Origin of the sequence: Jiangella anatolica, assembly GCF_003236295.1 — a bacterium.
Lineage (GTDB): Bacteria > Actinomycetota > Actinomycetes > Jiangellales > Jiangellaceae > Jiangella > Jiangella anatolica.
The window spans coordinates 1-17,869 of the sequence record NZ_POTW01000097.1; the positions used below are offsets into that span (position 1 = coordinate 1).

16 protein-coding genes are annotated in these 17,869 nt (G+C 72.7%); 5 read left to right on the forward strand and 11 right to left on the reverse strand.

From position 1 onward, the window contains the following. Window positions 1-451: 451 nt before the first annotated feature. On the reverse strand, window positions 452-1,435 hold the full coding sequence (locus tag C1I92_RS27275) for an ABC transporter permease (RefSeq protein WP_199521646.1): 984 nt from the start codon (window positions 1,433-1,435) through the stop codon (window positions 452-454). 97 nt (window positions 1,436-1,532) lie between these two features. On the opposite strand from C1I92_RS27275, the gene C1I92_RS27280 reads away from it, so the two are divergent. Then, on the forward strand, window positions 1,533-2,123 hold the full coding sequence (locus C1I92_RS27280) for a TetR/AcrR family transcriptional regulator (protein ID WP_158564292.1): 591 nt from the start codon (window positions 1,533-1,535) through the stop codon (window positions 2,121-2,123). On the opposite strand, the gene C1I92_RS27285 is transcribed toward C1I92_RS27280, so the two are convergent. From C1I92_RS27285 to mce, 6 genes are all read right to left on the reverse strand, one after another. Then, entirely contained in the window at window positions 2,113-2,619 is a 507-nt protein-coding gene (locus C1I92_RS27285) for a MarR family winged helix-turn-helix transcriptional regulator (RefSeq protein ID WP_111257787.1), read from the reverse strand. The genes C1I92_RS27280 and C1I92_RS27285 overlap by 11 nt on opposite strands. 11 nt (window positions 2,620-2,630) lie before the next feature. After that, window positions 2,631-3,329 (reverse strand): PH domain-containing protein, encoded by a 699-nt coding sequence (locus C1I92_RS27290; protein ID WP_111257788.1) that lies wholly within the window; start codon window positions 3,327-3,329, stop codon window positions 2,631-2,633. A 10-nt stretch (window positions 3,330-3,339) separates the two neighbouring features. Further along, entirely contained in the window at window positions 3,340-3,492 is a 153-nt protein-coding gene (locus C1I92_RS34055; protein ID WP_158564293.1) for a hypothetical protein, read from the reverse strand. A gap of 104 nt (window positions 3,493-3,596) precedes the next feature. Then, a complete protein-coding gene (meaB, locus tag C1I92_RS27295; protein WP_111257789.1) occupies window positions 3,597-4,535 on the reverse strand; it encodes a methylmalonyl Co-A mutase-associated GTPase MeaB in 939 nt (312 codons plus the stop codon). Beyond that, on the reverse strand, window positions 4,532-5,701 hold the full coding sequence (locus C1I92_RS27300; RefSeq protein WP_111257790.1) for an acetyl-CoA C-acetyltransferase: 1,170 nt from the start codon (window positions 5,699-5,701) through the stop codon (window positions 4,532-4,534). The genes meaB and C1I92_RS27300 overlap by 4 nt, the downstream gene beginning before the upstream one ends. Window positions 5,702-5,721: 20 nt before the next feature. Next, window positions 5,722-6,147, reverse strand: a complete 426-nt coding sequence (gene mce / locus C1I92_RS27305) for a methylmalonyl-CoA epimerase (RefSeq protein ID WP_111257791.1) — start codon at window positions 6,145-6,147, stop codon at window positions 5,722-5,724. A 347-nt stretch (window positions 6,148-6,494) separates the two neighbouring features. Here mce and C1I92_RS27310 point away from each other — a divergent pair, with 347 nt between their 5' ends. After that, the gene (locus C1I92_RS27310; protein ID WP_111257792.1) at window positions 6,495-7,766 is read left to right on the forward strand and encodes a coiled-coil domain-containing protein; all 1,272 of its coding nucleotides are present in this window, start codon (window positions 6,495-6,497) and stop codon (window positions 7,764-7,766) included. Window positions 7,767-7,835: 69 nt separating this feature from the next. On the opposite strand, the gene C1I92_RS27315 is transcribed toward C1I92_RS27310, so the two are convergent. The 4 genes from C1I92_RS27315 to C1I92_RS27330 all read right to left on the reverse strand — a co-directional run bounded on the left by C1I92_RS27315 (window position 7,836) and on the right by C1I92_RS27330 (window position 15,150). Continuing rightward, a complete protein-coding gene (locus tag C1I92_RS27315; protein WP_111257793.1) occupies window positions 7,836-10,292 on the reverse strand; it encodes a DUF4097 family beta strand repeat-containing protein in 2,457 nt (818 codons plus the stop codon). Window positions 10,293-10,327: 35 nt separating this feature from the next. Further along, window positions 10,328-12,082 (reverse strand): FG-GAP repeat domain-containing protein, encoded by a 1,755-nt coding sequence (locus C1I92_RS27320; RefSeq protein WP_158564294.1) that lies wholly within the window; start codon window positions 12,080-12,082, stop codon window positions 10,328-10,330. Between the two features lie 10 nt (window positions 12,083-12,092). Next, window positions 12,093-14,582 (reverse strand): hypothetical protein, encoded by a 2,490-nt coding sequence (locus C1I92_RS27325; RefSeq protein WP_146605308.1) that lies wholly within the window; start codon window positions 14,580-14,582, stop codon window positions 12,093-12,095. A 103-nt stretch (window positions 14,583-14,685) separates the two neighbouring features. Next, complete coding sequence (locus C1I92_RS27330; protein ID WP_158564295.1) at window positions 14,686-15,150, reverse strand: RidA family protein; 465 nt, start codon at window positions 15,148-15,150, stop codon at window positions 14,686-14,688. A gap of 104 nt (window positions 15,151-15,254) precedes the next feature. Between C1I92_RS27330 and C1I92_RS27335 the strand changes: the two genes are divergently transcribed. The 3 genes from C1I92_RS27335 to C1I92_RS27345 all read left to right on the forward strand — a co-directional run bounded on the left by C1I92_RS27335 (window position 15,255) and on the right by C1I92_RS27345 (window position 17,864). Beyond that, entirely contained in the window at window positions 15,255-16,067 is an 813-nt protein-coding gene (locus tag C1I92_RS27335; RefSeq protein ID WP_111257797.1) for an IclR family transcriptional regulator, read from the forward strand. An 88-nt stretch (window positions 16,068-16,155) separates the two neighbouring features. Further along, window positions 16,156-17,139 carry a Gfo/Idh/MocA family protein gene (locus C1I92_RS27340; protein WP_111257798.1) on the forward strand — a complete coding sequence of 328 codons (984 nt, stop codon included), beginning with the start codon at window positions 16,156-16,158 and terminating at the stop codon, window positions 17,137-17,139. Beyond that, entirely contained in the window at window positions 17,136-17,864 is a 729-nt protein-coding gene (locus C1I92_RS27345) for a creatininase family protein (RefSeq protein ID WP_111257799.1), read from the forward strand. The genes C1I92_RS27340 and C1I92_RS27345 overlap by 4 nt, the downstream gene beginning before the upstream one ends. Window positions 17,865-17,869: the final 5 nt, after the last annotated feature.

Here is a 17,869-nt window from a genome sequence, read left to right on the forward strand (position 1 = left end):
GGCCCTGCTCAACACCACCACCAACGATCAACAGGTAGCACCAACAGCACTCCTCACGGCATGATCAGCACAACTCGCTGACCCACACACGTGGACGACCACCTACACCACGTCACGGGACGTCACCGTGGAACGCCTCAGCGTGCCAAGCGGCACTCCACGGCGGGGATCACGACACCGCTCGCCGCGCGGGCGCCGGAGCGCGTGGGCCGCACCGGTGCGAGTGCGGCTCCAACGCCTGCTAGGCACGCCGCAGGCGACTCGTCTCGGCGTCGGCGCTTGGCACGCCGCAGGCGACCCGTCGCGGCGTCGGCGCTTGGCACGTCCCGGCGCCGCTTGGCACGTCCCGGCGTCGCGCTTGGCACGCCGCAGGCGACCCGTCGCGCCGGATATGCGGCGTTTGTGGAACGCCCAGGCGTGCCAAGCCGCAGGTGACGAGGGGGCGGCGCCCTTAGCGGACGGGGCTGAGCTCCGGCTCGGACGGCGCCGGCTCGGCCGGAGCACCGGGACGGCGGGCGCCGGCGGCGGCCAGCAGCAGGCCGACGACGATCCAGCCGGCGAGGACGAGCAGCGGCCCGCCCGCCGCGGCGCCGTCGAAGAAGGCGGTCGAGCGCAGCAGCGTCCCGCCGGCGCCCGGCGGGAGAAGCTGGCCGAACGTCCCCCAGCCGGACGGCAGCAGCTCCGGCGCCGACGTCACGCCGGACAGCGGGTTGCCGACGATCAGGAAGAGCAGCGCGCCGAGCCCGACGCCGGCCTCGCCGATCAGGGAGTGCAGCCCGATCACCGTCAGCGACACCGCCGCGATCGTCAGCGCGAACGCGCCCGCGTTCGCCACCCATGAGCCCTCGAGCACCCCGAGCCAGGTCTGCATGACCAGCACGGCCGCCGCCGCGCCACCCACGGCCGCCAGCGCCGCGCCCAGCACCCGGCGCCAGACCCCGGCGATCGCGAACGACATCGCCACGCCGACGGCCAGGCCGCCCATGACCATCGGTAGCGCGCCGGCGTTGAACCCGGTGCCGCGCGGGTCGTCGGACGGCAGCGGCGCGACGTCCTCCACCGAAGCCGACTCCCCCGGCGAAGCGGAGGCCATCGACCGCGCGACGCCGTCGAGCAGCTGCGCCACCACGGGCCCGGCGGCGGACGCCGTCAGCACCGCCGGTGGGCCGGACGGCGAGACGACGATGGCGCCGTAGACGTCGCGGTCCGAGATGGCCGAACGGGCCTCGTCCTCCGACGCCACCTCGTCGACGGAGAAGCCGCCCGGCACCGCCTCGTCCAGCTGCGCCGTCACCGCGGCGACGGCCTCCGGCGGTCCGGCGACGGCGATCGGCACGTCGCGCGGCGCGACCTCGGAGCTCGGCCACACGAACGCGGTCACCAGCACGCCGAGGACGACGGACAGGCCGAGCGCGATCCCGATGACCCTGCGCATGGTTCCTCCAAAACGAACGATCATTCTCTTACAACCTCGACTCTGCGCCACAACGCCACGACGTGTCAAGAACGGCCGTTCGTTTTATGATGAATTCGTGCCCAGAGTCTCCGAAGCCCACCTCGCCGCCCGGCGGCAGCAGATCCTCGAAGCCGCCTGGCGCTGCTTCAGCCGCCAGGGCTTCCACGCGACGTCCATGCAGGACGTGTTCGCGGAGTCGGGGCTGTCGGCCGGCGCGGTCTACCGGTACTTCCCCAGCAAGGCCGCCCTCGTCCGCACGACGGCCGAGGGGATCGCCGACATCGCCGAGGACGCCTTCCAGGAACTGCTCGCGCTCGACCCGCCGCCCCACCCGGACGAGTCGCTGCGCCACACCCTGGTCAACATCACCCGGCGCGTGACGACCCAGCAGCAGGACCGGACGAAGATCGCGCTGCACGTGTTCTCCGAGGCGCTGCGCGACCCGGAGATCAGCGACGTCGTCACCGGCGTCGCCAGCCGACTCATCGACCGGTGGACCGAGCTGGCCGAGCGCTGGCACGAGGCCGGCTACCTCCCGCCGGACGCCGATCCGCGGAAGGTCGCCCGCACCATGTACGGCGTGATGATCGGCTTCGTCATGCAGCGGCACATCCTCGGCGTCGAGACCGAGGACTACCTCGACGGGTTCAGCGCGATCAGTCGGTGAAGTCGCCGGCGGCCACCCGCAGCCCGCGCAGGATGTCGAAGACCTGCTTGCGGTCGTCGCCACCGAGGGCCCGCAGGCCGAACTCGGCCTCCATCAGCTCGGTCGTGACCCGGCCGACGGCGTCGCGGCCGGACTGGGTGATCCGCGCGAGCGTGCCGCGACCGTCGCGCGGGTTCGGCTCGCGGGTGACGAAGCCGGCGCCCTCCAGCCGCTGGATCGTGTTCGTGACGCTGGTCGGGTGCACCATGAGCCGCTCGCCGATCTTCGCCATCGGCAGCGCACCGGTGCGGCTGAAGCTGAGCAGCACCAGCGCCTCGTAGCGGGCGAAGGTCAGCCCGTACGGGCGGCAGATGCGGTCGAACTCGCCGATCAGCAGCTGCTGGACGCGCATGATCGACGTCGCGGCGGCCATGGCGTCGGACGGGCCGAACCGCTCCCGCCAGATCGACGCGGCGCGCTCGATCGGGTCGAAGTCCAGGTCCAATGGCTCCGCCATAGGCACCGACCCTAGTAGACGCCCTGACGGCGGCGGGCGGTGACCGGGCCCGGATTGCGCGGATGGTCCGGCCGCCGCGCGTTCTTCTTCGCCGGCTCCTCCGCCGCCGGGGCCGATGCGCCGGTGGCCTCGCGCCGCAACGCGTGGATGACGCGGGCGACGTCGTTGGGCCGCGGGATGTAGTGGATGTCGCGCACACCCTGCTCCTGTGCGGCGTTCTCCAGCACCAGGTGGCCGGAGCGGAACGGCCGCAGCCACCACGGCCGGACGACGGTGATGTCGAGCAGCCGGACGATCTCCATCTCGGCCTCGTTGAGGGAGAACAGCCCCCACACGCGGAACACCCGGGAGTCGGTGACGACGAACCGGTCGCGAGCGATGTACAGCGACTTGATGAGCGCGTAGCCGAGCAGCCCAGCGGCGCCGGCCAGCGGCAGCCAGGCGGTGCGGGCCTGCATGAACGGCGCGACGACGAGCAGCAGGATGCCGCCGAGCGCGGCCAGCGCCGGCAGCGCGTAGAGGATCGCGCTGTGCTTGCACTCGGCGACGATCTCCTCGCCGGCGACGAGCTTGCGCTTGACCAGCCGGTGCCCGAACCAGGAGGTGAAGTTGCGCCAGAACAGCCGGATCAGGCCGTCCTCGGCGACGCGGTCGAGCCACCGGACGAACCCGTCGGTCAGCCCGTCGACAGCTCTCCTGGGCGTCCACATGGCGCCGGACTCAGAACAACTCGGTGAAGAACGTCATCATGGCGTCGAAGAAGTCGGCGATGCCGTTGCCGATCTCACCGAGCAGGTCGGCCAGCCCTTCGGGCTCGGTGAGCACGAAGTACACCAGGAATGCGATACCCAGGATGATGAGCGCCTTCTTCACCGCATCATCCTCTCGTACCGGGGCACGCGGACGAGGCCCGCCGCGCGCGCTGCTTCCTGACTTTGTACCTCAACTCGGGTCACGGTCCCCAGCGCCACGCCGGATCATGACACAGCGGCGACGATCTTCTCCGCCGCGGCGTACGGATCCAGCTCGCCCGCGAGCACGCCGCGGGCGAGGTCGTCGAGCCGTTCGTCACCGTGCAGGGCGGCGAACCGGCGGCGCAGATCGGTGACGGCGATCGCCTCGATCTCGTCGCGGGCCCGGCGCACGCGACGGCGCTGCGCCTCGCCGCTCTCGTCGGCCCAGGCCATGTGCGCCGCGATCGCCTCGACCACCTCGTCGATGCCCTCGCCACGGGCGGCGACGGTGCTGAGGATCGGCTGGCGCCAGTCCCCCGGCGCCCGCTCGGCCAGCCGGACGGTGCTGCGCAGGTCGCGGACGACCTGGTCGGCGCCGTCGCGGTCGGCCTTGTTGACGACGAACACGTCGCCGACCTCGAGGATGCCCGCCTTGGCCGCCTGCACGCCGTCGCCCATGCCGGGCGCGAGCAGCACCAGCGTGGTGTCGGCCAGCGCGGCGACGTCGACCTCGGACTGGCCGACGCCGACGGTCTCGACCAGCACGACGTCGCAGCCGGCCGCGTCGAGCACCCGCACCGCCTGCGGCGTCGCCCAGGCCAGCCCGCCGAGGTGCCCGCGCGTGGCCATGGAGCGGATGAACACGCCGCGGTCGGTGGCGTGGTCCTGCATGCGGACGCGGTCGCCGAGCAGCGCGCCGCCGGTGAACGGCGAGGACGGGTCGACGGCCAGCACGCCGACCTTCCTGCCCTGCGCGCGATACGCGCCGACGAGGGCGGACGTGACGGTGGACTTGCCGACGCCGGGCGACCCGGTGATGCCGACGACGGCCGCCGACCCCGCGTGCGCCACCAGCCGCGCGGTGATCTCGCGCAGGTCCGGCGAGCCGTTCTCGACCAGCGAGACCAGCCGGGCGACGGCGCGCGGGTCGCCGCCGACGGCGCGATCGACCAGGTCCGTCACGGCGCCCGCAGGATCAGCGCGTCGCCCTGGCCACCACCGCCGCACAGGCCGGCCGCGCCGACGCCGCCCCCACGCCGCCCCAGCTCCAGCGCCAGGTGCAGCACCAGCCGGGCGCCGGACATGCCGATCGGGTGGCCCATCGCGATGGCGCCGCCGTTGACGTTGACCAAGGCCGGGTCGACGCCCAGCTCGCGGGTGCTGGCGATGCCCACGGCGGCGAACGCCTCGTTGATCTCGACCAGGTCGAGCGCGGCCGGGTCGATGCCCTCCTTCGCGCAGGCGGCCCGGATGGCGTTGGCCGGCTGGCTCTGCAGGGTGGAGTCGGGGCCGGCGACGACGCCGTGCGCGCCGACGTGCGCGATCGGGGTGACGCCGAGTTCGGCGGCCTTCTCCTCGCTCATGACGACGACCGCGGCGGCGCCGTCGGACAGCTGCGACGCCGAGCCGGCGGTGATGGTGCCGTCGGGCCGGAAGCTGGGCTTGAGCCGGGCCAGCGTCTCGGCCGTGGTGTCGGCGCGGATCCCCTCGTCGCGATCGACGACCAGCGGGTCACCCTTTCGCTGCGGGACCTCCACCGGCACGACCTCGTCGGCGAACAGGCCGTTCTTCCAGGCCGCGGCCGCCCGCTGGTGCGACGCGGCGGCGAACTCGTCCTGCTCCTCGCGGGTCAGCGTGCGGTTCGCCGACTCCGTCAGCGCCCCCATGGCCTGGTCGGTGAAGACGTCGTAGAGGCCGTCGTACTGCATGTGGTCCAGCAGCGTGACGTCGCCGAACTTGTAGCCCTGCCGCGACTTGGGCAGCAGGTGCGGCGCGTTCGTCATCGACTCCATGCCGCCGGCGACGACGACGTCGAACTCGCCGGCCCGGATCAGCTGGGCCGCCAGCGCGATCGCGTCGAGGCCGGACAGGCACACCTTGTTGACGGTGAGCGCGGGGACCGTCATCGGGATGCCGGCCTTGACGGCGGCCTGGCGGGCCGGGATCTGGCCGGCGCCGGCCTGCAGCACCTGACCCATGATCACGTAGTCGACCTGGCCGGGCGCGACGCCGGAGCGGTCCAGCGCGGCCTTGATGGCGAACCCGCCGAGATCGGTGCCGGAGAACCCGGCGAGCGAGCCCAGCAGCTTCCCGATCGGGGTGCGCGCCCCACCGGCGATGACGGCCATGTGTCCTCCTCGACTCGTGGTCACTCCGAGCGTACTTGGACCAGTTCGACGAGCACGCCGCCGGCATCCTTGGGGTGCACGAAGTTCACCAGCGACCCGCCGGTGCCGCGGCGGGCGGTGTCGTAGAGCAGCCGCAGCCCGCGCTCGCGCAGCGTCGCGGCGGCCGCCTCGACGTCGTCGACGCGGTAGGCCAGCTGCTGGATGCCGGGGCCGCGGGTGTCGAGGAACCGGGCGATCGCGGAGTCGGGGGTCAGCGGCGCGAGCAGCTGCAGCCGCGGCCCGTCGTCGCCGTCGGACACCCGCAGCATGGCCTCGCGGACGCCCTGTTCCTCGTTGCGTTCCTCGTGCTCGAGCACCATGCCGAAGTGCTCGCGGTACCACTCGACGGCGGCGTCGAGGTCGGCGACCGCCACCCCGACGTGGTCGATCGTCGTGAACAGTCCCATGTCCGAAACATTACGGGTGGGGTCCGTGCGGACGAGAATTCGGCGGATCTGTCCCAACCGGTGGTGAGTTCGCATTTGGACAACTAACGTGTGCACCTTGGAGGCCAGAGGTCGACCTCCGGAGGGATGCCCACAGCCCGACTCACCCACCGAACCCTTCTCAGCCATCAGCCCGCGGTGTGCGGACGTCCACCGCCATCGGCAACGGCGCAGTTTCGGAGTAATCTGCCGCCATCAGAGGGGCTCGGCGTCCGTGACGGGGAAGACCCGGGCAAGCACCTCGACGGATTTCGACAACCAATGACGTGTGCCTGCCCCACGGGGTGGCACCCCCGATGAGGGAGAACATGAGCGAGGTAAGGGAAGTAGCGGTCAGGGAGACGGGCGCGGACGGCCTGTCGATCTTCGACGGCTCGCCGACGGGCGGGTTCACCATCGCGATGCGTGGCTACGACCGGGTCCAGGTCGAGCAGCACGTACGGCAACTTGAGGCGACGCTCGCGCAGACGCGCGGCCGTGCCAACGAGCTCGACAAGCAGGTCGTCCGGCTCCGTCAGGAGCTCGCCGAGGCCAGCACCGAGCTCCGCGAGGTCGAACGGCCGACCTACTCCGGCCTCGGCGCCCGGATCGAGCAGCTGCTCCGCCTCGCCGAGGAGCAGGCCAGCGAGCTGATCGCGCAGGCCGACGCGGAGGCCAGCGAGACCCGGGCCGAGGCCCAGGTCATCGCGACCGAGCTGCGCACCGCCGCCGAGAACGAGGCGAGCGAACTGCAGGCCAACGCCAAGCGGTCCGCCGACGAGCTGATCGACGAGGCGCGCATCGAGGCCGAGGAGGTCCGCTCGGCCGCGAACCGCGAGGCGTCGAACCTGGTCGAGACCGCCAAGCGCGAGGCCGCCAAGGTCCGGTCTGCCATCGACCACGAGACCAGCGAGCGCCGGGCGCAGGCCGAGCGCGAGCTCAGCCGGCTGCGCGCCGTCGCCGAGCGCGAGGTCACCGAGCTGCGCGCGACCGCCAAGCGCGAGGTCGAGGACCAGCGCACGACCGCCAAGCGCGAGGCCGAGTCCATGCGCGCGAAGGCCCAGGCGATCCTCGACGAGGCGTCGCTGAAGGCCGAGAAGGAGAACACCGAGCACGAGCTGCTCCTGGTCGCCAAGCGCGAGGAGCTCGAGCGCGAGATCAACGAGCGCTACGAGGCCTCCGTCGCCGAGACGCAGAAGCTGGTGCACGACGCCGAGAACCGCGCCACCGACGCCGAGTCCCGCGCGGCCGCCGCGCACGAGCGGGCCGAGAAGGTCCGCCGCGAGGCCGACGAGCAGGCCAAGGCCCTGGTCGCCGGCGCCAAGCGCAACGCCGAGCAGTTGGTCGCCGAAGCGAAGGCGCACGCCGAGAACACGGTCTCCGAGGCCAAGTCCGAGGCGACGTCCACGCTGACCGCCGCGAAGCGCGAGGTCGCGGAGCTGAACCGGCAGCGCGACAGCATCACCGCGCACCTCAGCCAGCTGCGCAGCCTGCTGGGCGGCCTGGCCCCGGCCGACCCGACCCCCGCGGTCGGCGGGTCCACCAAGTCCGACGACGTCGTCGACGCCGAACTGGTCGACGACCCCGCCGCGGACAAGTAGTCACAGCACGACACCGACGGCCGGTCGGCGCCCTCTCTCGAGGCAGGGCGCCGGCCGGCCGTTCGTCGTCTAGAGGTTCCGGCACTCACCGCCAGCCGGGCCGCGGGTGTCGTTGCGGGCGCCGGTGACGGCGGGATCGTTGCCGGTGCAGGTGAGCGGGCCGGTGATGGCCGACGCGACCAGCCGGTTCGGCGCGCCGTTCGTCACGTTGCCGGTGAGCCGTAGCGGGCCGGTGATCGTGACGTGGTCGAGGTCGACCTCACCCGTCGTGCCGCCGATGTCGACCGGCCCCGTCACGCGGGCGCCCATCATCACCACGGACACCGCGCCGGACGAGCGGATCGGGCCGGTCACCGTCCCGCCGGACACGTACAGGGAGCCGCCCGGCCGCACGTCCACCGGGCCGGTCACCACGGCGTCGTCGAGGCAGGTGACGCCGTCGACGGTGACCGGGCCGGCCACAGGCCCCTGCAGCACCGTCGCGTCGGCGGCCTCGCACGGGCCGTGGACCGCCACCGCGGCCGTGATCGGGCCGGCGGGCTGCACCGTCCAGCCGTAGTCGCTCTCGAAGCCGCCGTTGGCGAGGTCGAGGCCGATGGTGCGGACGGCGTCGACGCCGTACTCGATGTCGAGCTCGGGGACGGCGTTCTTGGTGCAGAACCGGAACTCCAGCTGCACCGAGTCCTTGCCCCGCACGAACTCCGTCACGTCGATGGCGCCTTGGTGGTCCGAGCCCTGCATGTAGAACCACGGCCACCAGTCGCCGGCGTCGCGGTCCCACAGCACCTGCCCGTCGATGGCGATCTGCTTGAAGTACTGGTCGTACTTCACCTGGTAGGGGTCGGCGTGCCAGAAGTCGATCTCGTAGCGAGGCAGGCCGGGCTCGACGTCGACCCGCTGCCACGCCGACGCGCACGTCCCGGCCGGCACCGGAGTGTTCGCCGGCACCGTGAACTCCAGCCGGCCGTTGCCGTACATCGCGCGGTTCTCGGGCGACGTGCGCAGGCTCGGCCAGTCGCCGCCGCGGACCGGGGTGAACGGCAGCCCCTGGTAGCGGGCGTAGCCGGCCGAGATCTCGTTGAACACGCGCGTCGGGCGGTCGGGGTGGTAGACGTCGATGTAGGGCTGCAGGTTCGGCCCGCTGCGGTCCAGCGTCCAGTCCGACGGCGTCTCGAACCCGCCGTTGACCACCGTCAGGCCGGAGCCCGTCACGTCGTCGATGCGCAGGTCGTGCGGCCACCACCCGATGCCGGTCTGGTGGAAGAGCCGGAACGTGACGGTCGCCTCCGTCAGCCCGGCCAGCGCATCGGTGAGGTCGACGGTGGTGTCGATCCAGGTGTCGTGCGCGTCGGCGACGATGTCCTGGTTCCACACCACCTCGCCGTTCACCAGCACCTGCTTGAACTGGTAGCCGGGCAGCCCGCCCTCGTCGGGGTCGCGGTGGCTGAAGGACAGCGTCTTCGTCGCCGCGGCGGGGTCGACGGAGACGACCTGCGACGCCGCGGCGAAGCTGCCGCTCGCCGTGCTGACGTGGTTGCTGACGCTCAGGCTCAGGCTGCCGTTCCCCGACCTTCCCCAGAAGTCCCAGCTCGGCGCATGCTTGTCCAGTTCCATGGGCCCGGCGTAGGCGATGACGCCGGTGATGCGGCCGTCGCGCACATACGGCTCGGCGCGGTCGAGGACGGCGGCCGCGTACCGCTCGTCGGGATGGATGGTGCCGTCGAGGAAGCGACCGTTGTAGACCAGCAGCACGAGCTCCTGACCGGCTGGCTGCGTCACGTCGAGCGCTGTGTCGAGCCGGTACTCCAACTCCGTCGGGTCGATCGTGTTGGCGATGGAGTTGTACGGATAGATGACGCCGTCGAGCACGCCGTCGATGCGCGCCATGCTCTCGGGGTTGATCTCGCCGTGGTAGAGCGTGACGTACCACTTCAGGTCCGGGTTGACGGCGTCCTGCGCGGCCCGCACCTCGGCCAGGTACTCGGGCGTGAACAGCGCCTGGTTCACCGGGCCGGACAGGAAGTCGTCGATGCCCCACGACTTCACGTTCGGGAACTCGACCGACAGCTCGGCGATCGCGCGTGCCCACGCCACGTAGTCCATGTTGAAGGGGCGGGAGCAGCGGCCGTCGAGGTGTGGCTCGGGGCGCAGGAAGCACTCCGACGGCGGGACGATGTAGACCATGATGTCGATGCCGGCGGCCTGGGCGGCCGGCGCGAACTCCTCGGTCAGGTCCTCCCAGTCGGTGGCCTTGTCCCAGACACCGTAGGTGTACATGGTGACGTTGAGCTGCTGCAGCCGCTCGATCATCGCCGGGGTGTCGAGGTGGCGGAAGCCGTCGGCGCGCGGCTCCTCCTCGCGGATCAGCGACGCGACGGTGTTCCCTCCGGTCATCGCCGACAGGAAGGTGTCCGGCGGCAGCGGCTGGGTGGCGACGGGTGCGGCCGCGGCTCCGCTCGCGGGCAGCAGGCCGAGCGCCAGCACGATCGTGGTGAGCAGGGCGGTCAGACGGGCCGATCGAGTCATCGGGGCTCCTCGGGTCGGTGGGTCGTCGGGACTGGTCAGAGGAGGAGGGCGGAGGCCCAGGCGAAGCCGGGGCCGGCGGGGCGGCGGGTGGTCCAGGGGTCCGACGTCGTGGCGCCGTCGTGCGGATGCAGCCAGAGGTCGCCAGCGGCGTCGCGGCTGACGAGGTCGGGCCGGCCGTCGCCGGTGACGTCGCCGGTGGCGAGCACGTCCGTGTCCGACCAGTCGCCGCCGACGCGGATCGGCGCGGCGCCGTTGGTCGCGTAGATCCAGAGGGTGCCGTCGCGCTCGTGGTCGACGAGGTCGGGGCGGGCGTCGCCGTCGACGTCGGCCAGCTTCAGCGTCAGCGCCGTTGACCAGCCGCTGCCGGCCCACCGCCGCCCCTCGGTCCACGGGTACGACGACGTCGCGCCGCCGTGCGGGTAGATCCACAGCTCGCCGCGGCGGTCGCGGGCCAGCAGGTCCGGCCGGCCGTCGCCGGTGAGGTCGCCCAGGATCAGCTCGGTGACGGTGTTCCAGCCGGTCCCGCCGAAGTAGCGCGGCGCCGTCCACGGGTTCGACGACGTCGCACCGGTGTTCGGGTAGATCCACAGCGTGCCGTTGTCCGCGGCCCGGTCCCGCGCCAGCAGGTCCGGCCGGCCGTCGCCGGTGATGTCGCCGAGCAGCAGCGCGTTCTCGAACGCCCACCCCGAGCCGGCGGCGAACCGCTGCGACCACGGCCCGCCGGCGGCGCCGGTCGGGTACACCCACAGCTCGCCGGCGTGCGCCCGGCCGAGCACGTCGTCACGGCCGTCGCCGTCGACGTCGCCGGCCAGCAGCGTGTCGGCCGCGTCCCAGCCGGTACCGGCGGCGTACCGGGCGACGGTGTACGGGTTGGTCAGGGCAGTCGTGCCGTTGTGCGGGTACACCCACAGCGCGTTGGCAGCGTCGCGGATCACGACGTCCGGGCGGCCGTCGCCGGTCGCGTCGGCGGTGGTCAGCAGGCTCGCCAGGTTCCAGCCGGTGCCGGCGCCGTGGCGCGACGTGTACGGGTTGGCGCGGAGGTTGCCGTTGTGCGGGTACACCCACAGCGCGCCGCCGCCGTCGCGCACCAGCAGGTCGGCGTTGCCGTCGCCGGTGATGTCGGCCGGGGTGAGGACGGTGGCGAGGTTCCAGCCGGTGCCGGCCCAGTAGCGCGGCCGGGTCCACGGGTTGCCACTGGTCACCCCACTGTGCGGGTGGATCCACAGGGTGCCGGACGCGGCGCCGGGCTCGCGGGCGAGCAGGTCCGGCCGGCCGTCGCCGGTGACGTCGCCGAACACGATCTGGTCGTAGCCGTTCCAGTTGGTCCCGGCGGCGTACCGCGTGGGCCAGCCGGACCCGTCGTTCGGGTAGATCCAGAGCGTGCCGTTGCCGGCGTCGGGGTCGCGGGCGACGACGTCGGGCCGCCCGTCGCCGGTGACGTCGGCGAGCTGCAGCACGTCGGCGAAGTCCCAGTCGCCGGCCGCGACCGTGAACGACGGCCACGGGTTGGCGCCGGCGGCGCTGCCGTCATGGGCGTAGACGCGCAGGCTGCCGCTGTCCGGCCCGGGGTCGCGGACGACGGCGTCGGCCAGGCCGTCGCCGGTGACGTCGCCGGGGACGGCGGCGGCGAGTGCCCGGGACGACTGCGCCCGCAGCGGCGGCTTCCACGCGACGTCCAGGTCGACGACCCGGTGCGGTTTCGGGCGGGGCGCGGCGGACGACGGTACGGCGGCGGCGCCCAGACCGGCGACCAGCGCGGCGACCAGCGTCAACGGGATGAGACGTCTCATGTCGGTTCCCCTAACGGCCGGGCTTGAGGACGATGACATCGCCGGCGGCGTAGCGCTGCCGGTTGACCAGGACCCACTTCAGGCCGGGCAGCGCCGGCGGGTGCAGCAGCGTGCGGCCGGGGCCGCGATCGACCCAGTCGCCGTCGTACGACACGGAGAGCGACTGGCCGTCCGCCGACAGCCGCAACCGCAGCGTGACCGGGCCGTGCAGCGTCGGCATCCGCTCGAACGTCGTCTCGTGCTCGGCGCTGATCCAGGCCAGCGGGCACAGCCGGAGCAGCTGGATCTCGTCGTCGACGAGGGTGTCGTCGACGACGGCCTGCCGCGCGGCCCAGGTGATCAGCGGCTGCACGAACAGCGTCCCGTACATCGCGTTGCGGTGCTCGCCGGAGATGAACGTGTCCGGCGAGACGGCGCCGCTGAGCAGGCCGTACATGCCCTCGAGGAAGCGGTCGCGGTCGCCGAGCTGCCAGCTGTGGAACAGGTTCCAGCTGTAGCAGGGCTCGCCGCTGCTCTGCTCGTGGTCGAGGACGACGCGGTCCAGCGCGGTGTGGTGGTGCGGGTCGAAGACGCGGGTGTTCGGGCCGACCCGGAAGTAGTCCACGTACGAGCGCATCAGCGGGTCGTCGGCGGGCAGCAGGCCGGCCCAGACCGCCGTCAGCGCTCCCGTGTCGAACGCCTCCAGGAACGGCCACGGGCTGGCCGGGCCGGCGAACTTGGTCGGCAGGATCGGGTGCTCGGCGCCGTCCGGGCCGGTCCACGTCGGCGCATCCGCGGCGGCCGCCCGCAGCGCGTCGCCGAACGCGGCCCGGAACCGGTCGGCGACGGCGCCGAACTCGTCCGCCCGCGGGTGCCCCAGCCGGCGCAGCAGCCGGACGGAGCTGGCCAGGCCCTTGTAGTTCCACACCTGGATCCAGATCGACTGCTGCTCGACGCCGGTGTCGTTGGACGCCGCCGCCGGCATCAGGCCGGGCACGCCGTCGTGGCCGGTGTACTCGCAGGCCCGCTTGATGAAGTCGCAGGCGGCGACGATCGGGTCCAGCCAGCGCTCGAGGAACGCGTCGTCGTGGCTGAGCAGCGCGTGCTGGGCGGCGCCCTCGAGGATCGCGCCGTGGTCGCCGAGCCAGTCGAACGACTGCAGGCTGAGCGGGGTGGCGAAGAAGCCGTCGGCGCTGAAGTTCCGGTAGGCGGCGCCCGGCGGCTGGCGGACACCCTGCACGGCACGGAACAGGTCGGTGTGCCGGTCGACCACCTCGTGCCGGCCGAGCAGGTCGAGGAAGAGGTGGCTGATCATCGACGTCGGAGTGCTCCACAGCAGGTCGTAGCCGAACGACCCGGTGAGGAACGTGTACTGCCCGGTGTCCGGGCTCTTCTCGGCGATGATCTCGGCCAGCTGGACGCTGCGCCGGAAGAACTGGTCGACCTGGTGCTCCCCCGTCGAGATGACCGACGCCGTCTCCGGCCGCGGCGACCAGAACGTCTCACACTCGGCCAGCGCGCCGTCCCAGCCCAGCGCCCACTCGGCGTCGGCCTCGGCCACGGGCTGCGCCAGCATCGGCAGCAGCACGTCCAGGTGCGTTCCCTCGGCCGCGGGCATGGACAGTCGCAGGTCGTAGACGCCGGGCTGTTCCTCGGCCTCGACCAGTGCGATGGTCGCACCGGCCGGCGTGCCGACGACCAGACGCACCGCGCCGGTCTCGTCGTAGACGCGGACGGTGAGCGGGCGGCCGTCGGGGTTCCAGATCCGGTCGGTGCGCAGCGACCCGGCCAGCGGTGCGGCGGACGGCGTCGCCTGGATGGTGACGAACGCCTCCTGCTGCTCCGGCGGCCCGATGAAGTGCTGCAGGTAGACCCGGCTCAGCCGCAAAGCGAACTGGAACGTCTCAGGCCGGTCGTGCGCGTCGGCCCACTCGACGGCGTAGCGCTGCCAGGCGTAGATCGGTCCGCCGGGCTCGTCGATCGGCTGCCCGCCCGGGACGTGCGCGAACGTGTACTGGCGCAGCACCAGGCCTTCCTGGCGGCGCCACTCGGTCCACAGCATCGGCGTCTCGACGTCCTCGCGCCAGCCCTGGATGCCGACGCCGAAGTCGGATCGGTGCAGGTAGAACGGCTGCTCAGGGAGCGGCGGGAAGCCGCCGCCCTGCGGCATGACCGGCGTCACCTGGAAGTCCAGGCCGCGGTACTGCGCGAGGTACGGCTTCAGCGTGGCCGCGCCGCTCGGCGGCAGCGCGATGGCCGGCTGGCACACCATCGTGCCGTTGTAGAACACGTCGAACCGGAAGAGGTGCCCCTTCCAGCCGATCGGGGTCCAGACCTGGCGCTGCGGCGTCCACCAGGTCCGGGCGAGCTCGGCGGTCGGCTCGCCGGAGCCGTGCGGCCCGGCGGCCGCCGGGGTGACGGATCCGGGGGCGGCCGCGGCCACCCCCGGATGCGCGATCAGCCCACCGGCGAGAGCGCCGCCGAGGGTCAGAGCCGTTCGTCGGGTCAGGTGTGCCGCCACGGCGTCTCCTCAGAAGTCGAATCGATCTTTCGAAATATCGAAGTTATCTTCTGAATAATCGAGACAATAGCGGCGCGGGCCTGACCCGACAAGAGGCCGGCAGTCAGCTCAGGCGGATGACCGCCTCCACCTCGACCGGGCTGCCGGTCGGCAGCTCGGCGACGCCGATGGCCGAGCGGGCATGCGTGCCGGCGTCCGCACCGAGCACGTGCTGCACGTACGCCGTCGCGCCGTCGGCGACCAGGTGCTGCTCGATGAAGCCGGGCGCGCTGGCGACGAAGACGGTGAGCTTGACGACCTCCGCGACCGGCTCCAAGCTGCCGAGTTCGGAGCGGACGGCCTCGAGCACGTTGGCGGCGCACTGCCAGGCGCACCGCCGTCCGGTCTCGAGGTCGATCTGGTCGCCGAGCCGGCCGGACGCGATCAGCACGCCGTCCGGCCCGACCGCCGTCTGGCCGGATGTGAAGAGCAGGTCGCCCTGCCGGATGGCCTTGGCGATGGTCGGGCGCTGCGGGCCGGCCGGCGGCGGGACGGCGGGCGCGGACGCGTGACGGTCGTCGCTGGTCACGTAGGCATCTCCTTCGGACTGTCGAACTTGACTACGGCAAACAGAAGATAGAGTGACACAGGTGAGATCCCGTAGGCTCGGGGCCTCTGACGCAGGGAGCACGCATGTCCGGCAATGACGTCACCGAGGGCCCCGCGGGGCAGGACCGCGCACCGTCGCCGGCGGTCGCACGGGCGTTGACCGTGCTGGAGACGCTGGTCGAGTCCGACGAGGGCATGACCCTCACCGCGCTGGCCAAGCGCACGAACATCCCGCTGGCCACGTGCGCCTCCATCGTCTACACGCTCGAGCAGCGCGGCTACGCGCAGCGCCGGGTGGTCGGCCGCAGCCACTTCTGGCGCCCGACGCTGCGGCTGTACGGACTGGCGACGCAGCTGGTCCGCAAGGTCGACCTGTCGTCGGTGGCGCAACGCGAGCTGCGCGAGCTGGCCGACCTCGTCGGCATGCCGGTGCACATCGGCGTGCTCACCGGCGACTCGGTCGTGTACGTCGCGAAGGCGGCCACCCCCGGCTTCATCCAGTTCGACACGTACCCCGGCAAGGTGGCGCCGTACAACCTCACCGCGCTGGGCAAGGCGATCGCCGCGCACCTGCCCGAGCGCGACCTCGAGCCGCTGCTCGGCCAGCTGACGCCGGGCCGCGGTCCCCGTGCCGCGGAGCCGACCCGCGAGGCGTTCCTCGCCGAGCTGGCCGGTGTGCGCAAACGCGGCTACGCACTGGAGGACGAGGAGGAGCAGGCCGAGATCGCCTGCGTCGCCGCTCCGTTCTTCGACGCCGGCGGCCTGGTCGCCGGCGCCGTCGGCGTCACCGGGTTCTCTCGCGACCTCACCGGTCAGCGCCGCAAGGAGGCCATCGCCGGCGTCGTCGAGATCGGCAAGACGGTCTCGCGCAAGCTCGGCTTCGACGACCTGCGCTGACGTCGCGGCCTCTTGCGGGCGCGCGATCGCGTGCCCTATCTTCATATTCGCGTTTCTAATTTCGATATTGCGAAACTTGAGGAGCGGGATGGTCTCGGTGGCCCTGGTGGGTCTCGGCGACATCGGCCGGGGCGCGCACCTGCCCGCGCTGCTGCGCTCCCCCGGCGTGCGGCTGGTCGCGGTCGCCGACCCGGTCGCCGCGCATCGTTCGGCCGCCGCCTCCCTGGTGAGCGACAAGGTGGCGGTCGGCTCGAGCCTGGACGACGCACTGGCCGCCGGGCCGGACGGCGTCGTGCTGGCGACACCGCCGTGGGCGACGCCGGAGCTGGCCATCGCCGCGCTGCGGGCCGGCCGGTTCGTCCTCGCCGAGAAGCCCGTCGCGACGTCAGTCGCGGCCGCATCGGTCTACCTCGGCCTCACCGACGACGAGCGGGCCCGGCTGCAGATCGGACTCACCTACCGGCACGACCCCGCGATCGCGCGGCTCAAGTCCTGGATCGACGACGGCGTGCTCGGCGGGCAGCTGCTGGTCCGGGCGCACGTCTACGACGAGGCCCGGATGGCCGGCGATGCCGAGCACCTGGAGCGGATGCGCCGGACGCTGGCGCACGGCACGCCGGTCGTGCACGAGGGCGCGCACGTCTTCGACTGGCTGGCGCACCTGCTCGGCCCCGGTCTCGCCGTCGACGACGCGTGGGCGCTGCGCACGGACGACGATCTGCCGGCGCCGAACCTCACCGGGGCGCGGCTGAGCCATCCCGGTGGGCATCAGGTGCTGGTGGAGTTCGGCTGGCTGACCGACGCGCTGCCGCGGTGCGAGCTGACCTTCCTCGGCCCGCGCGGGCTGGCCACGCTGGACGGTGCGACGTTCGCGCTGCGGCTCTCGACGGCGGCGGGCTCGGAGAACGTGGAGTTCCCCGGCGACCGGTCGACCCGCGACTTCGACCTGCAGGTGGATCGGTTCACGGCGCTGATCCGCGGCGACACGGACCGGCCGGATCCGGACCTCGCCGCCGGCCTCGCCGCGCTGGCCCTGGCCGAGCAGGTCGCCGAGCAAGGAGTCACCGCATGACGCTCATCCGCTGGGCCGACGTCTCCCGCGAGACGCTGAACGAGGTGCTGCCGGAGGCGCTGGTAGTCCTGCCGGTCGGCGCGACCGAGCAGCACGGCCGGCACCTCGCCACCGGAACCGACGCGCTGCTGGCGACCACCGCCGTGGAGCGGGCCGCGACGCTCGCCGCCGAGCGAGCGGCCCGCCGGCTGGTGCTGGCGCCGACGCTCGCGTTCGGCGCATCCGACCACCATCTGGCCTTCGGCGGCACCCTCTCGCTCACCCCCGAGACGCTGCTCGCGGTGCTGCTCGACCTGCTGCGCTCCGTCGCCGAGGACGGCGGGCGGAGAGTGGTGCTGGTCAACGGGCACGGCGGCAACGTCGGCGTCTGCCACGCGGCCGCGGCCGCCGCGTCGAGCCGGTACCCGCTGGCCGTCGCGCACGTCGACTACTGGCGGTTCGCGGGCGACGACGCCAACGCCCCAGGGCACGCCGGAGAGTTCGAGACGTCGCTGGTCAGCGCCGTCCGCCCGGAGGCCGCGACCGGGCCGGTCCCGGCCCGGGAGGACCCGCAGCCGGCGACGCGCGTCGCCGGCGCGACCGTCCACGACGCCGCGCTGTGGGCGTCCATCGACGGGTACACCGACCACCCCGAGCGGGCCACCGCCGCGGCCGGCGCGGCCCGGCTGGACACCGTCGTCGCCGGCCTGTCCGACTGCCTCGCCGGCCTGACCGAGACCCTGTGAGGACC

Excerpts from the sequence above, each read along its gene's own strand:
- C1I92_RS27340 (WP_111257798.1), top strand. The coding sequence starts at position 16,156 with ATGGTCTCGGTGGCCCTGGTGGGTCTCGGCGACATCGGCCGGGGCGCG.
- C1I92_RS27290 (WP_111257788.1), bottom strand. The coding sequence starts at position 3,329 with ATGTGGACGCCCAGGAGAGCTGTCGACGGGCTGACCGACGGGTTCGTC.
- C1I92_RS27275 (WP_199521646.1), bottom strand. The coding sequence starts at position 1,435 with ATGCGCAGGGTCATCGGGATCGCGCTCGGCCTGTCCGTCGTCCTCGGC.
- C1I92_RS27315 (WP_111257793.1), bottom strand. The coding sequence starts at position 10,292 with ATGACTCGATCGGCCCGTCTGACCGCCCTGCTCACCACGATCGTGCTG.
- C1I92_RS27345 (WP_111257799.1), top strand. The coding sequence starts at position 17,136 with ATGACGCTCATCCGCTGGGCCGACGTCTCCCGCGAGACGCTGAACGAG.
- C1I92_RS27300 (WP_111257790.1), bottom strand. The coding sequence starts at position 5,701 with ATGGCCGTCATCGCCGGTGGGGCGCGCACCCCGATCGGGAAGCTGCTG.
- C1I92_RS27285 (WP_111257787.1), bottom strand. The coding sequence starts at position 2,619 with ATGGCGGAGCCATTGGACCTGGACTTCGACCCGATCGAGCGCGCCGCG.
- mce (WP_111257791.1), bottom strand. The coding sequence starts at position 6,147 with ATGGGACTGTTCACGACGATCGACCACGTCGGGGTGGCGGTCGCCGAC.
- C1I92_RS27310 (WP_111257792.1), top strand. The coding sequence starts at position 6,495 with ATGAGCGAGGTAAGGGAAGTAGCGGTCAGGGAGACGGGCGCGGACGGC.
- C1I92_RS27320 (WP_158564294.1), bottom strand. The coding sequence starts at position 12,082 with ATGAGACGTCTCATCCCGTTGACGCTGGTCGCCGCGCTGGTCGCCGGT.
- C1I92_RS27335 (WP_111257797.1), top strand. The coding sequence starts at position 15,255 with ATGTCCGGCAATGACGTCACCGAGGGCCCCGCGGGGCAGGACCGCGCA.